Below are 18,142 nucleotides of genomic sequence, written 5' to 3'. Positions count from 1 at the left end.
ACGCCACGAGATGACAGATCCCTCCCGCCGGCAGGTGCTTCGCGGGGCAGGCCTTCTGCTGGCCGGATCGGCGGCCCTGGCTTTGTCGGGTTGCGCCAGCACGGGGCCTTCCGCCCTTTACGAGCTGACCGCCACGCCCGAGGTCCCGGCAACGCGCAAACGCGCCGTGCAGGTTCTGGTGGCCCGTCCGCGCGCGCTGAAGGCTCTGGATACGGATCGCATCGCCGTTCTCGAGAACGGGTTGCAGATCAGCTATTTCCCCGATGCGGCCTGGACGGATGCCCTGCCCAACGTGCTGCAGTCGAAGATTGCCGAGGCGTTGCAGGACACCGGTGCCCTGCGTGGCGTCGGCTTCCCCGGGGAGGGGCTCCTGATCGACTATCAGCTTCAGACGGACATCCGTACCTTCGCCCTGACGACGGAGGGAGCAGATCGCGCCGTGGTGGAACTGGCGGCCCGGTTGCTGGATGACCGCAACGGCCGCTCGGTTGCGACGCAGGTGTTCCGCGCCGAGGTTGCCTCTTCCGGCCTGACGGCCGAGCAGGCGGTAAGCGCGCTCAATCGCGCCAATGGGCAGGTTCTCGCCGCCCTGACGGCCTGGGTGATCGGAACGGTCTGACGCGGGACGCCTGCGTCGGGAAACGGCGCGGCCTTGCGAGGCTGCGCCCTTTTTCTCATGAGATTCCGGAGGGGGCTTCGGGGGGGGCGTGTCAGTCCGCCTGAGATTCCCGGGGGGATGTCCGGGGCTGGTCGGAGCGCCGCAGCACGTTCGAGGCAAGCGCAAAGCGGGCGAGGAAGGTGCGCGAGACCGGATTGCGGGCCGAAACGGCCGTGCGGCTTTCGCGCCAGACCAGGAACATGCCGGAGCCGATGATGAGGCTGGAGCCGATGCCGACGTAGAGATCGGGATGCTCGCTGAAGAAGAGCAGGCCGAAGAGGGCGGCCCAGAGGATCTGGCTGTATTGCATGGGCGCCACCACGGCTGCAGGCGCGGACCGGTATCCGTTGATCACGCAGATCTGGGCGATGACGGACAGGAAGCCGATGGTCGCCATCAGCCCCATGTGCGGCAGGCTCGGCGGCACGTAGACCCCCGGCAGCAGGGCGCCCATGAGCGCCATGGCCAGCAACATGGGATAGATGATCAGGACGGCAGAGCGCTCCTCATTGCCGATCTTGCGCACGATCACCGAGGCGAGCGCGTTGGAACAGGCGGAGGCCAGCGCCGTGATGTGGCCAAGCGACAACTCGCTGACCCCGGGGCGCAGCACCACGAGCACTCCGACCAGGCCGACGACGACGGCGGCCCACCTCTGGGCCCGCACCACTTCTCCGAGCAACGGAATGGCAAAGACCGTGATCAGCAAGGGGGCTGCAAAGAGCAGTGCATAGACTTCCGCAAGCGGCAGCACGGTGAAGGAATAGAAGCCGCAGGTCAGGGCCGTCAGCGACGCGGTTGTGCGGATCAGCACCAGCCAGGGGTGGCGTGGGCGGAAATTGCCGTGGGACTTGTCCGCCAGCATCATCACCGCCATGGGCACGAAGGCAAAGAGCATGGCGAAGAAGATGATCTGGAAGACCGAATAGGTAGTGCCGAGATATTTGGTCAGCGCGTCGTGCACGGCATAGAGGGCGAAGCCGAGAAGCGCGGTGCCGATGCCGAAGACGGGCGAGGGGGCGGCAGACGTGGACATGGAGCGGAAGCCGTGGGCTGAACAGGTGGCGAGGTCGCCGGATCCGGGCGCGAAGGTCGTGCGGTATCCTGACGAGGGGGGCGGGCAGGGCAGGATCAAGCCTGTCCGGAGACATGGCGGACCGGGGCCGGTGCATCACCTGCATCCGCTCCCCTGACCGGCCTCACGCTGAAGAATAGCGCCTCTCCGGTCAAGTGCTTTTGTCCGGATATGCGGGTGGAACGCTGCGAGGCGGGGAATGGCGACCGCCCGTTTCTGCCTTAGCTCGCAGGTCTTTCGGCCCCCAGCACCGGCTTGGGGCGCGCCGATCGAGATGAGCGATAGAACCGCGTCTCGAGGTATGTATAGGAGAGATGCGCGAGCAGGACGGTAAGCGCCAGGCCGGAGAGGGTAAAGGCGTCGGCCGTGAGCGGGCTCTCGAACTTGATCGTCACCATGCCTTCGCCATTCACCGAAGAGGGGGCATGCAGGACCATGATGGCGACCTGGCGATAGACCCACCAGACCGCTGCGTGGATCATGTAGACGCCATAACTGATGGTCCCAAGATGGACCAACGGGCGCAGGCTGGCGATGCGGATGACGACCGCGTCTTCGCAGGTGGCGGCGAGCGAAAGGATGAGTGCGCAGAAGACAAGGGGAATAGCCGGAAAGGCTGGCGATCCGAACGCCGTGGTTCCCAGGGTGACGAGGAGCACGGTTGCGATGAGCATGACGGCCGCTGTTGTCGATGTGCGCAGTGTGCCGGCAAGTGCGTATCTGGCAAAGAGGATCTGGCCAACCACGCCGATACCGAAGGCATAGAGGCATCGGAAGGGGAAGAGGTTGATGTCCGTTCCAAATTGACCTGCGAGCGCGAGGCCGGAAGCGATGATCGTGACGGCAAGGAGCGGGAGAAGGAGGCCGAGGCTCCGTTTCGCGATCAAGAAGAAGATGCCGAAGATGAGGTAGGTGTAGAACTCGGCCGAGATCGACCAGCTTGGAAAATTCCAAGTCATCTGGGGGGAAACCCATGCCTGAATGAGCAGCAGGTTCTGCACGAAGGACCCGAGATCGTTGCTGGAGAACGGCGGGTTGTTTGCCTGAGCGATATTCAGGTGCCCAACTACCCATTTCAGAACCTCGATGCCCAAGAAGATCAGAAGCATCGTCACATGAAGCGGGTAGAGACGCTTGAAACGCTTCCACTGGAATACCGCGAGATCCGGGAGGCGCAAGATCTTGTCCCGATAGGTGAGAGCGATCACGAAGCCGGACAGGACAAAGAAGAGGTCCACCATCATCCACGCGCGCGCAGTGAGCGTGGAGTTCAGGTGGCTGCCGACATCAAAGTGAAACAGCGCCACGGAAAGCGCGGCGAGACCACGCAAGCTCTCGAGACTGAGCAATTTGTCTGACCCCAAGGGCCGTGCAGTGGTGACGTTCAAAATCTACTCTCACCTGATGAAATTCAAAAACAACCAGTCTGAGCGCCATGCCTTTGAAATCCTGAGGCATGCGAGTGCTTGAAGTAACGCACATTTTCGCAACACTAGAGTATTTTTCCGCTCTTAGGCCAGCGACTTTTCTAGGTAATTGAGCGGGGGCTTGCAGCGAGCACGCAGCGCCCCTCGACCGCAACTGTGATAGTGCGGACGTGCCGGTGTCGCATTGGGGCTCTTCCTGTTCCGTGCGCCCAACAAAAAAGGCGGGTCGGGGACCCGCCTTTCTCATGATGATGTGCTTCGTGCCCGATCAGTCGAGGCGGCCGCTGGCGTGGGCCAGCATGGTGTAGACCTTGCCGGTGTCGCTGGTCAGGTAGGTCTGGCCGAGCATGTTGTCCCGGTCATTGCGGGCCACCTGGGCGAGAAGCTGCTCGAAGTCCTTCACGTAGCGTTCCACGGCAGCGCGGAACTCGGGGTCGCGATTGTACTTCTGGCGGATCTCGTCGAAGGTCTGCTGGCCCTGCAGGGTGTAAAGCCTGCGGGTGAACACGTGACGCTCGCCACCGCGGTAGCGGTCCCACAGATCCACGAAGGTCTCGTGATCGATGGCGCGGGCGATGTCGACGGAGAGCGAGTTCAGGCTTTCCACCGTGTGCAGGGGCGAGCGGCCGGTCTCGGCCCCGTCCTCATCGCGGGAGGCGCGGCGCAGCAGGTCGGAGACCCAGCCCTTGCCCTGGGCGGCCGGGGCTTCCGGCTGCGGGCGGGCAGGGGCTGCCTGACGGCGGGGCGTCTCTGCGGCCGGGGTGCGGGCCGGGGCTGCTGCGCGGGTCTCCGCCGACGGACGGCTGGAGGCCGGTTCCGGGGCATAGGAGGGGGCGTAGGCAGCGGCCGGCGCGGCAGAGGATGCGGCCTTCGGACGGGAAATGTCCAGGCTGTTCGACTGCTTGGCCACGATGTCGGAGAGCTCGCTCAGGGCGCGGATCTGCTCGTTCACCACCTTGCGCAGGGCGGCCGCACTTTCTTCCGCCTCGTCCGGCAGGTTGAGAACGCCCTGCTTCAGCTCGTTGCGGGTGGTCTCCAGTTCGCGATGAACGTCGCGGGCCACGTCGCGCATGCGGGTGGCGGCTTCGTTGAAGCGTTCGGAGGCCTCGGTGACGGTCCGGCCCATCTCGGCCATGATGTCGTCCTGGGCGGCGCGGATCGCGTCGCGGGCCTTCTGACCTTCCATGCCGGCGGTGAGGCGCATGGATTCGAACTGCTCGGCAACCTTCTTGCTGGCGGCTTCAGCGGCAGCGCTCAGCATGTTGGCGGCTTCACGGGCCTTGTCGTCGGCCGATTCCAGCGTCTCGGACAGGGTGTTGGTGAAGGCGCGCATCAGGCTGTCGACCGCTTCGGTCTTGGCCAGCAGGGTGTCGGCGACATTCTCGATCGCGGTCTTGCGGTCGACGATGCGGCCTTCCACCGAGCGGTTGGTGTCGTCCAGATGACGGGCGGCGCGGGTCAGTTCCTCGGCCTGGTCGCCGAAGCGGCCGGTGAGGGACTGGATGTCGGCCAACGTCGTCTCGGTCACCGTGCGCAGGGCATCGACCTGCTGGGAAATGACCCCGGTCGCGCCGCTGGTTTCCGCCATGGCACGGTCGACGGCCACGCGGAACTCGTTGGCGCGGCGGCCGAGATTGATCTCCACGTCGGAGAGGTTCTCGCCCGCATCGTTGACGATCTGCTGCAGGTTGGCGTTGGAGCTTTCCAGGCGGTTGAGGATCGCGCTGATGTCGGCTTCGAGACGCTCCTTGGTGTCGGCGAGAACGGCAACCGCGCGGCCCGAGCGATCTTCCAGGGTGCTGGCGATGCGCTCGCCGGCTTCCACGAGAGAGCGGGTGGCCTGCAGGCCGTTCTGGGCAAAGGCTTCGCTGACTTCGCCGCCCTTGACCGTGATGGCTTCCAGGATGGCGCTGTGGACCTGGTTGACGCGGGTCGTGAGGTCGCGGGCGCGGTCCTCGATGGCGATGACCAGTTCGTTGCCGTCCGTGCCCAGAAGTTTCGCCAGCTCGCCGGAGCGGGCCGCGAAGGCTTCGTTGAGGGCACCGGCCTTGTCGAGCATTTCGGCGGCCACCGCATTGCCGCGCTTGGCAAGCAGGTCGGCGGCTTCGTTGATGGCGCCATGGACGCGGGCGCGGACCACATCCGCTTCGCCGCTCATGCGGCCACGGATCTCGTCGAGGGTCTTGGCCAGGGTCTGGCGGGCCTGCTCGCTCTCGGCGGACAGGTTGCCGGAGATTTCGGCGATTGTGAGGGCCAGATCCGTGCGGACCTTCTCGCTCTCGCCGGTGAGGGTGCCGGAGAAGTCGGCCAGGGTGCCCACATAGAGGGTCCGGGCCTTCTCGCTTTCGGCGGCCATGGTCTGGGCGGCTTCGCCGACGGCGGAGAGCACCAGTTCGCGGATGCGGGAGCTTTCGCCGGACATGGCGCCGGTCGCCTGTTCCATGGCGCGGGTAACCGCGTCGGCGGCCTTCTGGCTTTCGCCCACCAGCACGCCACGGGCTTCGCCCACGGAGCCGAGGACGATCTGGCGCATGCGCTCACCTTCGCCGGTCAGCTTGGTGGTCACTTCGTCCAGGGTGCCGGACACCAGATCGACGGTGCGGGTGCGTTCGCTGATGAGGGTTGCGACGGCGCCTTCCACGGCTTCCTGAACCATGTCACGCATGCGGGTGCTTTCGCCCGACAGCGTGGTGCTGGCTTCGGAGATGATGCCGGTGAGGATGTCGCGGGCCTTCTCGCTTTCGCCGGTGAGGGTGCCGGAAATGCTTTCCAGACGCTCGTTGAGGACGGTTTCCAGCTGGCTGGCGCGGGTGTCGAGGGTCTCGGCGACCTCGAAGACCTTGGCGCCCAGGGAAACGTTGATCTCGGCGATGCGCTCGGAAAGGCTGTCGGTCAGTTCCGCGCTCTGGCGGGAGAGAACCGTGCCGGCCTCGGCCAGCCGGTTGTCGAGAGCGGAGGTCATTTCCTCCTGGCCCTCGACGAAGGCCTTGGCGATTTCCTTGGTGCGGGCGATCAGGGTTTCGCTGATCTGGCGGGCGCGGTTGTCGAGGGTCTCGTCAATGCGCTCGGTGCCGGCAACCATGGTGGTGGACAGGTGCTCGGCCTTTTCCGCCATGGCGGTCGCGGCTTCGTCGACGCGGCGGCCGAGGATCTGGCCGATCTCGTCGGCGCGGTCGGCAAGGGCCGTGCCGGCCGCTTCCACGCGCTGACCCAGCTGGATGGTGATCGCGTCGGAGCGGTCGGCCAGCAGGTCGGCGATGTTGCGGGTCTTTTGTTCCAGGGCCTCGGTGATGCCGGAGGTGCGCTGTTCGATGGCGTCGGACAGGAGCGCGGTGCGGCTCTCGAGCGCGGCCTCGAAGGAGGCGGTGCGCTGGTCGAGGGTCAGGTCCATGGTGTTGATGCGGCTGCCCAGGGTGGCGTCCATGCTGTCGATGCGCGTGGACAGGGTGGTGTCCATCGCATGGGCATGGCTCGCCAGCGCGCTTTCCAGCGTCTCTGCGCGGGTTGCCAGGGTGGTTTCCAGTGCCTCGGCGCGGGTGTCCAGAGTGGAGGCCAGGGCTTCGGAGCGGGTCGCGAAGGTGGTGTCCAGGGTGGTGAGGCGGCTGTCGAGGGCTTCGGACAGGAGAAGGGTCTTCGTGTCGAAGTCGGTGACCAGCTGGCTGCCGCGTTCGCCCACGATGGCTTCCAGCTCGTTGATGCGGGCCGTCAGGTTGTCCTGCAGGAACTGGGCGCGGATCTCGAGGGTCTCGGTCAGCTCGCCGCCGGCTGCATTGATGTCGGCTGCAATGCGCGCACCACGGCTGCCGATCAGTTCGGCCAGCGAGGTGCCGGTGTCGGCCAGACGCTGGTTGAGGGCGTCGGTCTGGTGGCCGAGGGTCGCGCTGATGCTGGTGGTCAGGCCTTCAAGCGTGTCACGGAAGGTGAGGGTCTGCTGTTCCATCACGGCGGCCATCTCGCTGCCGCGGGCGCTCAGGCGCTCGTCCAGCTCGGTGCCGTTGATGGTGATGGCGGAATAGATGCGCTCGGAAATGGTGTCGAGCTTGTTGGCCAGTTCGCCGCCGCGCACGGTGATCGTGTCGCTGAGGGAGTTGGCGGTCTCGTCCATCTTGGCCGCGATCTCGCCGCCGCGCAGGGACAGGTCGACCACGATGCTCTCGCCGGCGCCGCGCAGGATCTCGGCAACCTCGCCGGAACGGTCCGACAGGGTCTCGATGATCTCGGCTCCGCGCAGGGAGATGGTGTTGGTGACTTCCTCGCCGCGCTCGGAAATGGAGGTGACGACCCGCTCGCCGGTTTCGGCAAGGGCGGCATCCAGCGCGGACACGCGGGTGTCGACGGTGGAGATCAGCTCTTCGGTGCGGCTTGACACGGTGTCGATCAGGCGACCGGAGGTCAGGGACAGGTTCGCGTTGATTTCCTCGCCGCGGGCGGTGAGGATCTCGCCGACGCTGGCGCCGGTGGCTTCCAGCGTGGTGCGGAACTCGTCCGCCTTGCTTTCGAGGGTTTCCACGACCTGGCTGGTCGAGGTGGAAATCTGCTCGTTGATGAGGGTGCCGTGGGTTGAGAGCTGCTCGACGAAGGTGTGAGCGGTCTCGGCGAAGCGGGCATTGACCTCGTCGCCACGGGTGGAGAGGGTCTCCCACATCTGGGAGCCGGTGCGCGACAGGGTGTCGACCAGCTCGCCGCCGGTGTTGGCGAGGCGTTCCACATAGTCGTCGGCACGGACGGTGAGGGCTTCGACCAGATCGCTGCCGGCAGAGGTGAGGCTCTCGTTCAGCAGGGAGATCCGGCTGTCCACGTTGGTGGTCAGCTCTTCGACGCGTTCGCCGACGGCGTCGACCATGCGCTGGGTGGCGCGATCGACGGAGCCGCCGATTTCCTCGGAGGTGTTGGCAAGCTGCGAGGCGAATTTCTCGTGAGCGCCGGAAATGGTCTCGCGGACCCGGTCGGCGTTCATGACGATGCTTTCGCGCTGGCTGACCAGTTCCTCGATGAGGGAGCGGATCTTCAGCTCGTTGTCGTTATAGGAGCGCTCCAGCGAGGAAACCTCGTTGTGCACGAGGACTTCCAGCTCGCTGGCCCGCGCAATGGCCCGCTCGATGCCGTCGCCCATGGCGGAGACTTCGCGGCGGATGGCCTGGCCAACGCTGAGGATGGCTTCCTTGGCCATGTCTTCCGGCTCGGCCAGACGCAGGGCCACTTCGGTCATGCCGTGGGCCACAATGCGCATTTCCTGGGCGCGCCAGATCATCAGCGCCATCACCCAGAAGAAGATGATCGGAACGATGACGGCGACGGACGACAGGATCAGGGCCGGGGAGGTGGTCAGGGCGCCGATGCCGCCGGAGAGCTCGTCGCCAAAGGCAGACAGAGCCAGGCTCGAGCCGAGCGCGCCCCACAGGACGGACAGGGCGAGCGCACCCCAGAAGGGGGCCGCAGACGGACGGCGCTGAAGGGAGAAGATGAGATTGCCGATGTTGCGGCGATCGTCATTGGCTGCGGGCGGGCGGCTGCCACGTCCACGACGGCGGTTGGCTCTGGCCTCCTCGCGGGCCGCACGGGCCTCTGCGCGGTCGGACGGGCCGTGTCCGTCGGTCGCCTCGGAAGAAAGGGAAGCCTTGGGGCCGTCAGCTTCGGCGCTGCCCAGATCGGGACCGCCAAAATCCAGCTTGAGGGCCTCTTCGACAGCGGACAGTGCCGCTTCCGCCGGATCTTTCACCTTCGGTGGATTTGCCATGGTTGGATCGCCTCACGTCCGTACTCATTACACACCGGCGTTCCGGTTTCCCGGAGCACCTAACGTTCGGCTGCAGGACAGAGAGGGGCCACAACACGGTCCCCATTATCACCTGCAAGCCAGGAAGGCAGGAGGGCCGCCGCTGACCCGACTGCGGGAGCGACTCACTTGCCCCGCAGCTTTCCCCACCTTGCCGCATCAGTTAACCTAATGGCACACTCTCACCTAATGAACAACAAACGGCAATCCTTTTAGGCTTCTAGGCGGAGTGGATGAGGATGAAAACGAAGAACGGCCCCGCTCGGGGCAAGGGGTCGAAAGCCGGTTCGCAGGAGGTTCCGAACCCGGGTGTGCCCACTCCGGCGCAAGCGCGCTGGTTGCAGATGGGGCTCTCCCAGGCGGGTGGGAAACTTCCCCTGTTCGATACCTCTGGAGCCGCCATCTCGCCGCGCACGGTGCGCGCCTGCATCGCAGCCGGATGGGCAGAGCCTTGGTTTTTCAACCCGATCAAGCCGGACTGGCTGGTCTGCAAGCTGACCGAGCAGGGGCGGACAGCGGTTGCCGCCCTCGAGTGAGCCTGCCTTGACATCTCTCGCGAGGCTGGTCCGAGAGGGGGCACGTGTGCCGTGCTCGGGGCTGTCCTGCGTGTGGCGAACCGGGGATCATGAAAATGCGTTTATTTCCGTTAACCAAAGATTCACTTTATTGGGGACAGGGCAATCCTTGGTTAACCGCGAAGGGGCATCAGATCGCTCGCGGTGGACCGCAAGGGGCTTTGCGTGGTGACGCAAGCCGGGACGTTCAGGTATGAGCCTGCAAGGTTCCGCAGCGCATCGCGGCACTTGCGGTTATCCTGCCCGGCGGTGGGCTCTCTTGCCGGCCGCCTCACGTTCTCTGACATCGACGGAATGATCCTCATGACCCCCGAGTTCCCCATCGTGCTCGACCTCGAAGCGCTTAACGCGGCAACCTTCGGCAACGCGGACCTTCAGGGCGAGGTCCTGCAGCTTCTGCTTGGGCAGACCTCGACCCTCGCCGAGCGGCTTGAGGGAGCCGCCACGGCTCAGGTTCAGGCGGAGGTGCTGCATACCTACAAGGGGTCAGCGCGTTCCCTCGGGGCGATGAGGATCGCCGAGACCTGCCAGCAGCTGGAGCAACGCGCGGCTTCGGGCGAGCGGGTGAGCGCCTCGGCTCTGCTCTCCGACATTGCGGAGGTAGAGCGGGCCGTGCGCGCGGTTCTGGGGCAAGGATAGGGGCCGAGCCTGTCTCACCGGTCACGTGGTTTTCGGGGCCGGGGCCACGCTTCCGCTTGACCTTTGCCGGGAAGCCATTATGTCGGAAAGCGACATTTCATTCCTCAGATCAGACGCGGATCATGCCCAAGATTACCTATATCACCGCCGACGGGGCGAGCACCGTCATCGACGCGCCGGAAGGCTCGACCGTCATGGAAAACGCCATCAAGAACATGGTGCAGGGGATCGAGGCCGAATGCGGCGGCGCCTGTGCCTGTGCCACGTGCCACGTCTATGTGGACGAGGCCTGGAAGGACAAGGTGGGCGAGCCCGAGCCGATGGAAGAGGACATGCTGGACTTCGCCTATGACGTGAAGCCGACCTCGCGTCTGTCCTGCCAGATCAAGATGACCGCCGACCTGGATGGTCTTGTGGTTCATGTGCCGGAACGCCAGGCCTGATCTTGCGCGCTGTCCCGGCCGGGAGAGGGCTGGGACGCTGAATTATGAAAGCCCGCCAAGCGATTGGCGGGCTTTTGTTTTTGTCGGTCTGGAGTGTTACTCCGCTGCCTGGCCGAGGGGCTTGCGACCCCAGAAGGCGACCTCGTTGCCCGGCACCGGATGGGCCGGGATGAGGGAGGCGAGGATCAGGCTGACGCCGGCCATGGCCGCACCTGCCAGGAAGACGGCAGCCGGGGAAATCAGCCACAACAGGCCGAAGGTGACCGGAATGCCGACGGCGGCAATGTGGTTGATGGTGAAAGCCACACCTGCGGTCGGGGCGATGTCGGCCGGGTCCGCGATCTTCTGGAAATAGGTCTTCATGGCGATTGCGATGGCGAAGAAGGCGTGGTCGACCACATAGAGACCGGCGGCCACATGGGGGTTGGTCACATAGGCATAGGAGACGAAGACCCCGATCAGGCCGACATATTCCACCATCAGGGCCTTGCGCTCGCCGAAGCGGACGATCGCCTGGCCGATCTTGGGCGCCAGCACCATGTTGAAGGCGCCGTTCAGCAGGAAGAGGCCGGCCACCTCGTGCACGTCATAGCCGAAGCGCTCCACCATCAGGAAGCCGGCGAAGACGGTGAAGATCTGGCGCCGGGCGCCGCCCATGAAGGTCAGGGCGTAATAGAGCCAGTAGCGCCGCCGCAGGATCAGCTTCTTGTGCTGGGGCACGCCCTCGCGGAAGGACGGGAAGGCGGCAATGACGAAGGCCAGCACCACCATCGTCAGGCCACCGGCCACCGCGAAGACCGTGGTGAAGGACAGGTCGAAGGTCTTCCAGCCGATGAAGATCAGGCCATAGGCAATGAGCTGGGCGAAGGCCCCGACGGAAATGATCCGCCCCATGCTGGCGGCCGCCGTCGCCTTGGGCAGCCATTGCAGGGACAGGGACTGGTTCATCGTCTCGTAGTAGTGGAAGCCCACGGACATGATGAAGGTGGTGATGTAGAAGCCCATCGCGGTGGGGAAGTAACCGGTCGCGGCAACGCCCAGTCCGAGGAAGGCCAGCGACACATAGGCCAGCGTCTGTTCGCGCATCACCAGCAGGAAGAAGATCGCGGCGAAGCTGAGGAAGCCCGGGATCTCGCGGATGGACTGCTGGAGGCCGATCTCCTTGCCGGTGAAGGCCAGTTCCTGCACCGCGAAGTTGTTCATCAGGTTCCACCAGGCGGCGAAGGACAGCTGCATGGCGCCGGCCATGACCATCAGCAGGACGGCGGGAGACCGCCAGCCGCGCGGGGTGTCCGGGTGTTCGGATTGGGTGAAGTAGCTCATGGGGACCGTCGGATTTCGGGAAAACGGATCAGGATCTTCGTCATATGCCGGGTGAGGGCTTGCGTGTTAGCGCTGTTCTGTCATCAAATGTTTCCGACTTGCCAAATCTGATCGGGAGCGGACCGTTGAGCCTGCCCAGTCCGGCGATCCATCCGGATCATTTCCAGCGCACATTGCGGCGGGCCGACATGCCCGTGCAGGCCTATTCCGCCTCGGGCGGTCCGGGAGACCTGACCGACTGGCACGATCATCCGACGGCCCAGCTGTTTCATGTCATTCGCGGCTCGCTGGCGGTCGACATTGCGGAAGGCACCTTCTTCGTGCCGCCGGAGCGGGCGGTCTGGTTGCCGGGCGGCATTCGCCACCGCACCCGCTATCTGACCGAAACGGAAGTGCGCTACATGTATTTCGGCGCGGCGATGCAGGTGAGCCTGCCGGAGGACCCGCGCGTCATGCAGGTGACGCCGCTCCTGCGCGAGCTGATCCTCGCCTTCATGGCCCATCCGCGCCGGGACCGGCTGGAGGGACCGCAGGCGCGTCTTGCCGACGTGATCCTGGACCAGCTGAAATTGCTGCCGGCCTCGCCCCTGCAATTGCCCATGCCGGCCGATCCGCGCCTGAAACGCCTGTGCGCCGATCTTGCCCAGGCGCCGCAATCGCCGCCCCGCCTCGAACAGGCCGCCCAGGCCTGCGGCTGGTCTGTGCGGTCCTTCGAGCGGCGGATGCAGGCGGAGACCGGCCTGACCTATCGGGCCTGGTGCCGGCAGATGAAACTGTTCCGGGCGCTGGAGCTGCTCTCGGCCGGACAGCCGGTGTCCGATGTCTCCCATGCGCTGGGCTACGAAGGGCCGAGCGCCTTCATCGCCAGCTTCCGCAAGGCCTTCGGCGTCACCCCCGGGCGCTATTTCGGCTCTCCGTGAGAGCTTGCAAGCGGTTGATCTGGCGCAATGACGGAAGGTTCGCGCGGACCGATAGTCGCTTCACAAACGACGTGGAGGGACTATCGATGTTCAAGACGATCCTTGTGCCGGTCGATCCGGCAGAAAGCGATTTTGCGGCGGAAGCCCTGGCCAAGGCCAAGCAGTTTGCCAGCGAGTATGGCACCAAGGTGCATCTGCTGGCGGTCTGCCCGGACGTGCAGGCCTTCGTGGCGAGCCAGCTGCCGGAAGACTTCCGGGACCAGGAACTCTCCTATGCCCGCGCGCTGTTGGAAAAGCTGGCGGCCGACATGGGCATTCCGGTCGATCTGCACGTGCGCTTCGGCACGGTCTATCACGAGGTGCTCGAGGCGGCCGAGAAGATCAGCGCCGACCTGATCCTCATGACCAGCCACAAGCCGAAGCTCTCGACTTATTTCATCGGCTCCAATGCGGCTCATGTGGTGCGCCATGCACCGTGCTCGGTGATGGTCCTGCGCTGACCCGAAGGGCGTTCCGCTGAACATGCAAAGACCCCGTCTTCCGGTCGGATGGCGGGGTCTTTCGTTTCGGAGTGCTGGGCGGGATCCGGTTCAGCCCTTGGCGGATTTCTCGCCGAAATAGAAGCCGGTCGCTGCGCCGACAAGGCCGATGATCGGGGTCAGCATCAGTTCCAGCAGCTGCTTGATGGAGGCTGTGAGCTGGGCGATGTCGACGGGGCCGCCGGTCTTGCCCCAGTGGACCATGAAGGCGAGGCCGACCAGACAGAAGCTGCCGATGATGATGAAGGCGAGCAGGTTGAGCAGATAGAAGGCGATCTGGCCGCGTGCCTGCTCCCGGTCCCGCGTGGCGTCATAGGGCGCGGTTTCTGCGGTCGGGTGCATGACGGTGGGGATCTCGCCGCTCAGATCGAAGAGCGAGGGCGGGTCGCCGTTTTCCGTTTCGTGCGCATCACTGTCGCGGTCGGCAGGCATCGCATGGGCTCCTGTCACAACTCACAGGAGTATGCCCGGTGGCCTGCGTGCTGAAAAGGGCTTTCAGCGCAGGATGACCTGCTTGAAGGTCTTGTCCTTTTCCTCGACGAGGATCTTGCCGCCGTTGTCGATCGTGTCGGCGGCGAACTTTTCGAGATTGATGGCGCGGGTGAGGACATCGGTCATGTTGATGCCCTTGCGCTGGGCAAGCTCACGCAACGTGTTGGCGACGTCTTCCGGCAGGTTTGCCGTCAGGCGGACTGTTCCTTTGGGGGCGCTGGCCATGACCGGTCCTCGTGATTGGAAGGCGGTGCGGATGCCGCCGTGTGACAGCATATCATATGGGACCCATGCGCGTGATTTAAATACGCGATGCGCATATGGTGTGTATCTTGTGAGCATGCGAGGCCCGCAAGCCACTTGTCCGGTCAGCGCGCCAGATCCTTCATGGCCTCCGTCAGCCCCTCGACCGTCAGCGGATACATGCGGTCGTCCATGATCTCGCGGATCAGGGAAATGGAGTGGGTGTAGGACCAGTGGGCCTCGGGCACCGGATTGAGCCAGGCGATGTTGCGATAGACCGACTTGACCCGGGCGAGCCAGGTCGCTCCGGCCTCCGCGTTCCAGTGTTCCACCGATCCGCCGGGATAGGTGATCTCGTAGGGGCTCATGGACGCATCGCCGACGAAGATGATCTTGTAGTCCGACGGATACTTGTGCAGCAGGTCCATGGTGGGGATGCGGTCGGTCTGGCGCCGCCGGTTTTCCTTCCACACGCTCTCATAGAGGCAGTTGTGGAAGTAGAAATGCTCCATCACCTTGAATTCGGTGCGGGCGGCGGCGAACAGCTCCTCGCAGACCCGGATGTGGTCGTCCATGGAGCCGCCGATATCGAAGAAAAGCAGCACCTTGACGGCGTTGCGCCGTTCGGGGCGCATCTTCACGTCGAGCAGACCCTTGTGGGCGGTGGCGCGGATGGTGTTGTCCAGATCGAGTTCTTCCGCCGCGCCGGAGCGGGCGAAGCTGCGCAGCCGCTTCAGGGCGACCTGGATGTTGCGGGAGCCGAGCTGGTTGGTGTCGTCCAGATCCTTGAACTCGCGCTTGTCCCAGACCTTGACCGCGCGCCGGTGGCGGCTCTCGTGCTGGCCGATGCGTACCCCTTCCGGATTGTAGCCATAGGCGCCGAAGGGGGAGGTGCCGGCGGTGCCGATCCACTTGTTGCCCCCCTGGTGGCGCCCCTCCTGCTCCTTCAGGCGCTCCTTGAGGGTTTCCATGAGCTTCTCGAAGCCGCCCATGGCTTCGATCATGGCCTTTTCTTCCTCGCTCAGGTGCTTCTCGGCCAGCTTGCGCAGCCAGTCCTCGGGCAGTTCGCGGGCGGGCACGTCGCTCATCAGGTCCAGGCCCTTGAACACCTGGCCGAAGACCCGGTCGAACCGGTCGAGATTGGCCTCGTCCTTCACCAGGCAGGTGCGGGCGAGATAATAGAAATCCTCCACCCGGCGTTCGGCCAGATCCTTCTGGAGCGCCTCCATCAGGGTCAGGTATTCGCGCAAGGAGACCGGCACGCCGGCGGATTTCAACTCGGTGAAGAAGGTGATGAACATGAGGCGACGCTAGCTGTCGTCTGCCGTTCTGTCGAGGTCCGCGCGGTCCTTCTCCCGGCCCTTCTTCGCGCCGGCTGTCTCGCCGCCGGAGGTCTTCACAAGCTCGCTCATGAAATCGGAGAGCTTCGGCCCCTTTGTCGCGACGAAGGGGGCCGGGCGGCAGACGCTGATGGCCGCCAGTCCGATGCGGGAGGTCAGCAGACCGTTCACGACGCCTTCCCCCAGCCGGGCGGAGAGCCGCGCGGCAATGCCGTGGCCCAGCACCTGGGAGGCAAGTCCTTCGCCGGCCGCCATGCCGCCGGTGAGCGCCAGATGGGCGAGCACATGACGCGCCAGACGCAGGAAGCCGAGGGTGCCCGGGCGCCCGCCATAAAGGGCGGAGAGGCGGCGGATGGTGCGCAGGTTTTCAAACAGCACCACCAGCAGGTCGACCAGGGCGCGGGGGCTGACGGCGGTGACCACCGAGACCCGCTTGGCGGCGTTCATGACGATGCGGCGGGCTTCCAGATCGAGCGGCGCCAGGAGATCCCGCTCGGCAAGGATCACCAGATCCCGGCCGTCGATGACCTCGTTCAAATGGGACGCGAGCGCCTTGCGACCGCGCGCGGTCTCCGGGCGGTCACCATAGAGTGTCAGCAGCCCCTGAAGGGCGCTGCGGGCGGCCTTGGCATCATCCTGCTCGGCGGCGCGGGTGATGCTGTCGCGCAACTGGTCGATCTTGCCAAGCCGCATCAGGCCGATGATTTCGCGCAAGGCCAGTCCGAGGAACCCGGCCGCCACAAGGGCGGCCAGGGCGACCGCCGTCCAGCCCAGCCAGTCGGCGCGGGTGAAGAGGTCGCGGATCAGGGCGTCGATCGCCAGCCCCATGGCCAGCGACACCAGGCCGCCGAGGCCGACGGCAATCCAGCGGCTGAAGGAAAAGCGCGCCTTCGGCCGGGAGGCTTCTGCCGGAAGGCGGGGCACATGGCTTTCCTCGGCAAGCGGGGCTTCCACGGCCTCGCTGGCGGTCAGCCAGCCGGTGGGCAGATCGGGATCCGGCTCGGCGGAGACGCGGATGCGCAGGTCGTCGGCATCGAGCGCCATGGGGCGTCGCGCGGTGAGAGGGCGCGGATCGGTCGAGGGGCGGCCGGGGCCGGACGGGGGCGTGCGGGTCACGTCAGGCGGTCTCCGATGAGAAATTCAAGCGCCCGATCCAGACGGATGTGGGGCAGGGACAGGGTCAGGCCGCCGGGGCCGGCCTCCAGATGGGGCGGGCGGAAGCGCAGGAAGGCGTGGTCTCCGGCCTCCGTTCCCGTCCCGGCGGAGACGCTATGCGCGGCATCTTCGGAAAGGGAATCAAGGGTCTCGAAAAGTGAATCCGGATTTTGGGGCAAGTCACCGGGAAACAAGGCGATTTCCTTGTCGGGAGAGAGCGCTCGCCCTTCCATCGACTGACCGGGCAAGGGTGTTCCAAGGATCACCGGCAGGTCTTCGCCGTCGCGGGGAATGGTGCCCTCGCGGGTGGCGCGCACGGCGGCAAGCGCCAGGGCCTCGACGCGGGCGCCGCGATATTCCGCGTGGTCCATGCCACGGGCCACGAGCCGGCGCAGGATCGCCTGCAGCCGGTCGTGATCCTCCCGGTGCAGGTGGTCGGCCTTGGTGGCGGCAAACAGGATCCGGTCGATGCGGCGGGTGAGGATCGAGGACAGCCAGGACCGCTTGCCCGGCCGGAAACTGACGAGCACCTCGTTGAGCGCATCCTGCAGATCGGCGAGCGCATGGGGGCCGGCGTTCAGGGCATGCAGCACGTCGACCAGCACGATCTGCCGGTCGAGGCGGGCGAAGTGATCGCGGAAAAAGGGCCGCACCACGTGGTTTTTGTAGGCCTCGAAACGGCGCTCCATCATCGCCCGGAAGGTGCCGGTGCGGGCGGGCGGGGCATCCTCGGCGATATCGAGAGGGGCGAAGGTCAGGGCGGGGGATCCGGCCAGATCTCCGGGCATGAGGAAGCGTCCCGGCGGCAGCATGGAGAGCGCCATGGTCTCGCTGCGACAGGCGGCCAGATAATCGGTGAAGGTCGCCGCCAGTTTCTGGGCGTCGAGTTCGGTCTCGGGGCCTTCCGGATCGATGGAGGTCAGTGTCTCCAGATAGGGGGCGGCGATCTCTCGTCGGTTTGCGGCGCGGGCAAGCTGGAGGGCCTTGCGGGAGAACTCGCCGAAGCTCTGGCGCAGCAACGGCAGGTCGAGCAGCCATTCGCCCGGATAGTCGATCAGGTCGAGATGGAGCTTTCCCGGTCCCAGCTTGCGGGCCAGATAACTCGCGCTCTCGTATTCGAGCGTGAGGCGCAGCTCGGAGATCTGACGGGTCGACTGGGGCCAGATGCGGTCGTTCACCAGGGCGGCCACATGCGCCTCGTAGTCGAAGCGGGGCACCGCATCGTCAGGCTGGGGCTGCAGGGCGGCGCGGGTCAGGCGTCCGCTGGCCGCTGCCTGGAAGAGGGGCAGGCGGCCGCCGTGGATCAGATTGTGCACGAGGGCGGAGAGGAAGACGGTCTTGCCGGCACGCGCCAGCCCCGTCACGCCGAGACGCAGGCTCGGGACGGCGAGATCGCTGGCGGCGTCGCCGAGATTGGACAGGATCAGACGGGCTTCATCGGCCAGTTTCAAGGGCTTGAGCAAGGCGTTACCTCCTGTCGGGCATGTAGGACCTGACAGGGGGGCTTTCAATCACCGCCGCAGCGGGCCTGTCGCAG

The 18,142-nt window shown here is 65.4% G+C and carries 15 protein-coding genes; 6 read left to right on the top strand and 9 right to left on the bottom strand.

Annotated features, from left to right (window positions below):
- Positions 1-10: 10 nt before the first annotated feature.
- Positions 11-619 carry an ABC-type transport auxiliary lipoprotein family protein gene (locus FR728_RS10000; protein WP_149892534.1) on the top strand — a complete coding sequence of 203 codons (609 nt, stop codon included), beginning with the start codon at positions 11-13 and terminating at the stop codon, positions 617-619.
- Between the two features lie 91 nt (positions 620-710).
- Here FR728_RS10000 and FR728_RS09995 read toward each other — a convergent pair whose 3' ends face one another.
- The 3 genes from FR728_RS09995 to FR728_RS09985 form a co-directional block, all read right to left on the bottom strand.
- Positions 711-1,694, bottom strand: a complete 984-nt coding sequence (locus FR728_RS09995; RefSeq protein WP_149892533.1) for a DMT family transporter — start codon at positions 1,692-1,694, stop codon at positions 711-713.
- A 260-nt stretch (positions 1,695-1,954) separates the two neighbouring features.
- Positions 1,955-3,121: an acyltransferase family protein gene (locus FR728_RS09990; RefSeq protein WP_188318862.1), complete on the bottom strand. Its 1,167-nt coding sequence runs from the start codon at positions 3,119-3,121 to the stop codon at positions 1,955-1,957.
- A 307-nt stretch (positions 3,122-3,428) separates the two neighbouring features.
- Positions 3,429-8,897 carry an apolipoprotein A-IV repeat region-like domain-containing protein gene (locus tag FR728_RS09985; RefSeq protein ID WP_149892531.1) on the bottom strand — a complete coding sequence of 1,823 codons (5,469 nt, stop codon included), beginning with the start codon at positions 8,895-8,897 and terminating at the stop codon, positions 3,429-3,431.
- A 278-nt stretch (positions 8,898-9,175) separates the two neighbouring features.
- On the opposite strand from FR728_RS09985, the gene FR728_RS19440 reads away from it, so the two are divergent.
- From FR728_RS19440 to FR728_RS09970, 3 genes are all read left to right on the top strand, one after another.
- Positions 9,176-9,472 carry a hypothetical protein gene (locus tag FR728_RS19440; protein ID WP_208998759.1) on the top strand — a complete coding sequence of 99 codons (297 nt, stop codon included), beginning with the start codon at positions 9,176-9,178 and terminating at the stop codon, positions 9,470-9,472.
- Between the two features lie 342 nt (positions 9,473-9,814).
- Positions 9,815-10,150: an Hpt domain-containing protein gene (locus FR728_RS09975; RefSeq protein ID WP_188318861.1), complete on the top strand. Its 336-nt coding sequence runs from the start codon at positions 9,815-9,817 to the stop codon at positions 10,148-10,150.
- 122 nt (positions 10,151-10,272) lie between these two features.
- Complete coding sequence (locus FR728_RS09970; RefSeq protein WP_149892529.1) at positions 10,273-10,593, top strand: 2Fe-2S iron-sulfur cluster-binding protein; 321 nt, start codon at positions 10,273-10,275, stop codon at positions 10,591-10,593.
- 96 nt (positions 10,594-10,689) lie between these two features.
- Here FR728_RS09970 and FR728_RS09965 read toward each other — a convergent pair whose 3' ends face one another.
- Positions 10,690-11,916, bottom strand: coding sequence for an MFS transporter (locus tag FR728_RS09965; protein ID WP_149892528.1), 1,227 nt, complete (start codon positions 11,914-11,916; stop codon positions 10,690-10,692).
- A 125-nt stretch (positions 11,917-12,041) separates the two neighbouring features.
- Here FR728_RS09965 and FR728_RS09960 point away from each other — a divergent pair, with 125 nt between their 5' ends.
- Positions 12,042-12,836 (top strand): AraC family transcriptional regulator, encoded by a 795-nt coding sequence (locus tag FR728_RS09960; RefSeq protein ID WP_208998758.1) that lies wholly within the window; start codon positions 12,042-12,044, stop codon positions 12,834-12,836.
- Between the two features lie 86 nt (positions 12,837-12,922).
- The gene (locus FR728_RS09955) at positions 12,923-13,336 is read left to right on the top strand and encodes a universal stress protein (RefSeq protein ID WP_149892527.1); all 414 of its coding nucleotides are present in this window, start codon (positions 12,923-12,925) and stop codon (positions 13,334-13,336) included.
- A 90-nt stretch (positions 13,337-13,426) separates the two neighbouring features.
- On the opposite strand, the gene FR728_RS09950 is transcribed toward FR728_RS09955, so the two are convergent.
- The 5 genes from FR728_RS09950 to FR728_RS09930 form a co-directional block, all read right to left on the bottom strand.
- The gene (locus tag FR728_RS09950) at positions 13,427-13,807 is read right to left on the bottom strand and encodes a hypothetical protein (protein ID WP_149892526.1); all 381 of its coding nucleotides are present in this window, start codon (positions 13,805-13,807) and stop codon (positions 13,427-13,429) included.
- A 63-nt stretch (positions 13,808-13,870) separates the two neighbouring features.
- Positions 13,871-14,092, bottom strand: a complete 222-nt coding sequence (locus FR728_RS09945) for a CopG family transcriptional regulator (protein WP_149892525.1) — start codon at positions 14,090-14,092, stop codon at positions 13,871-13,873.
- 143 nt (positions 14,093-14,235) lie between these two features.
- The gene (locus FR728_RS09940; RefSeq protein ID WP_149892524.1) at positions 14,236-15,411 is read right to left on the bottom strand and encodes a vWA domain-containing protein; all 1,176 of its coding nucleotides are present in this window, start codon (positions 15,409-15,411) and stop codon (positions 14,236-14,238) included.
- Positions 15,412-15,420: 9 nt separating this feature from the next.
- A complete protein-coding gene (locus FR728_RS09935; protein ID WP_149893082.1) occupies positions 15,421-16,494 on the bottom strand; it encodes a YcjF family protein in 1,074 nt (357 codons plus the stop codon).
- Between the two features lie 68 nt (positions 16,495-16,562).
- Entirely contained in the window at positions 16,563-18,068 is a 1,506-nt protein-coding gene (locus tag FR728_RS09930; protein ID WP_149892523.1) for a YcjX family GTP-binding protein, read from the bottom strand.
- Positions 18,069-18,142 lie beyond the last annotated feature (74 nt).

Origin of the sequence: Roseibium aestuarii, assembly GCF_008477545.1 — a bacterium.
Taxonomy (GTDB): domain Bacteria; phylum Pseudomonadota; class Alphaproteobacteria; order Rhizobiales; family Stappiaceae; genus Roseibium; species Roseibium aestuarii.
The sequence above is the reverse complement of the archived record's forward strand: the minus strand, read 5'-3'. Positions and strand labels throughout refer to the sequence as shown.

Coding starts and splice junctions, on each gene's coding strand:
- FR728_RS10000 (WP_149892534.1), top strand. CDS start 11: ATGACAGATCCCTCCCGCCGGCAGGTGCTTCGCGGGGCAGGCCTTCTG.
- FR728_RS09995 (WP_149892533.1), bottom strand. CDS start 1,694: ATGTCCACGTCTGCCGCCCCCTCGCCCGTCTTCGGCATCGGCACCGCG.
- FR728_RS09985 (WP_149892531.1), bottom strand. CDS start 8,897: ATGGCAAATCCACCGAAGGTGAAAGATCCGGCGGAAGCGGCACTGTCC.
- FR728_RS19440 (WP_208998759.1), top strand. CDS start 9,176: ATGAAAACGAAGAACGGCCCCGCTCGGGGCAAGGGGTCGAAAGCCGGT.
- FR728_RS09975 (WP_188318861.1), top strand. CDS start 9,815: ATGACCCCCGAGTTCCCCATCGTGCTCGACCTCGAAGCGCTTAACGCG.
- FR728_RS09970 (WP_149892529.1), top strand. CDS start 10,273: ATGCCCAAGATTACCTATATCACCGCCGACGGGGCGAGCACCGTCATC.
- FR728_RS09965 (WP_149892528.1), bottom strand. CDS start 11,916: ATGAGCTACTTCACCCAATCCGAACACCCGGACACCCCGCGCGGCTGG.
- FR728_RS09955 (WP_149892527.1), top strand. CDS start 12,923: ATGTTCAAGACGATCCTTGTGCCGGTCGATCCGGCAGAAAGCGATTTT.
- FR728_RS09950 (WP_149892526.1), bottom strand. CDS start 13,807: ATGCCTGCCGACCGCGACAGTGATGCGCACGAAACGGAAAACGGCGAC.
- FR728_RS09945 (WP_149892525.1), bottom strand. CDS start 14,092: ATGGCCAGCGCCCCCAAAGGAACAGTCCGCCTGACGGCAAACCTGCCG.
- FR728_RS09940 (WP_149892524.1), bottom strand. CDS start 15,411: ATGTTCATCACCTTCTTCACCGAGTTGAAATCCGCCGGCGTGCCGGTC.
- FR728_RS09935 (WP_149893082.1), bottom strand. CDS start 16,494: ATGGCGCTCGATGCCGACGACCTGCGCATCCGCGTCTCCGCCGAGCCG.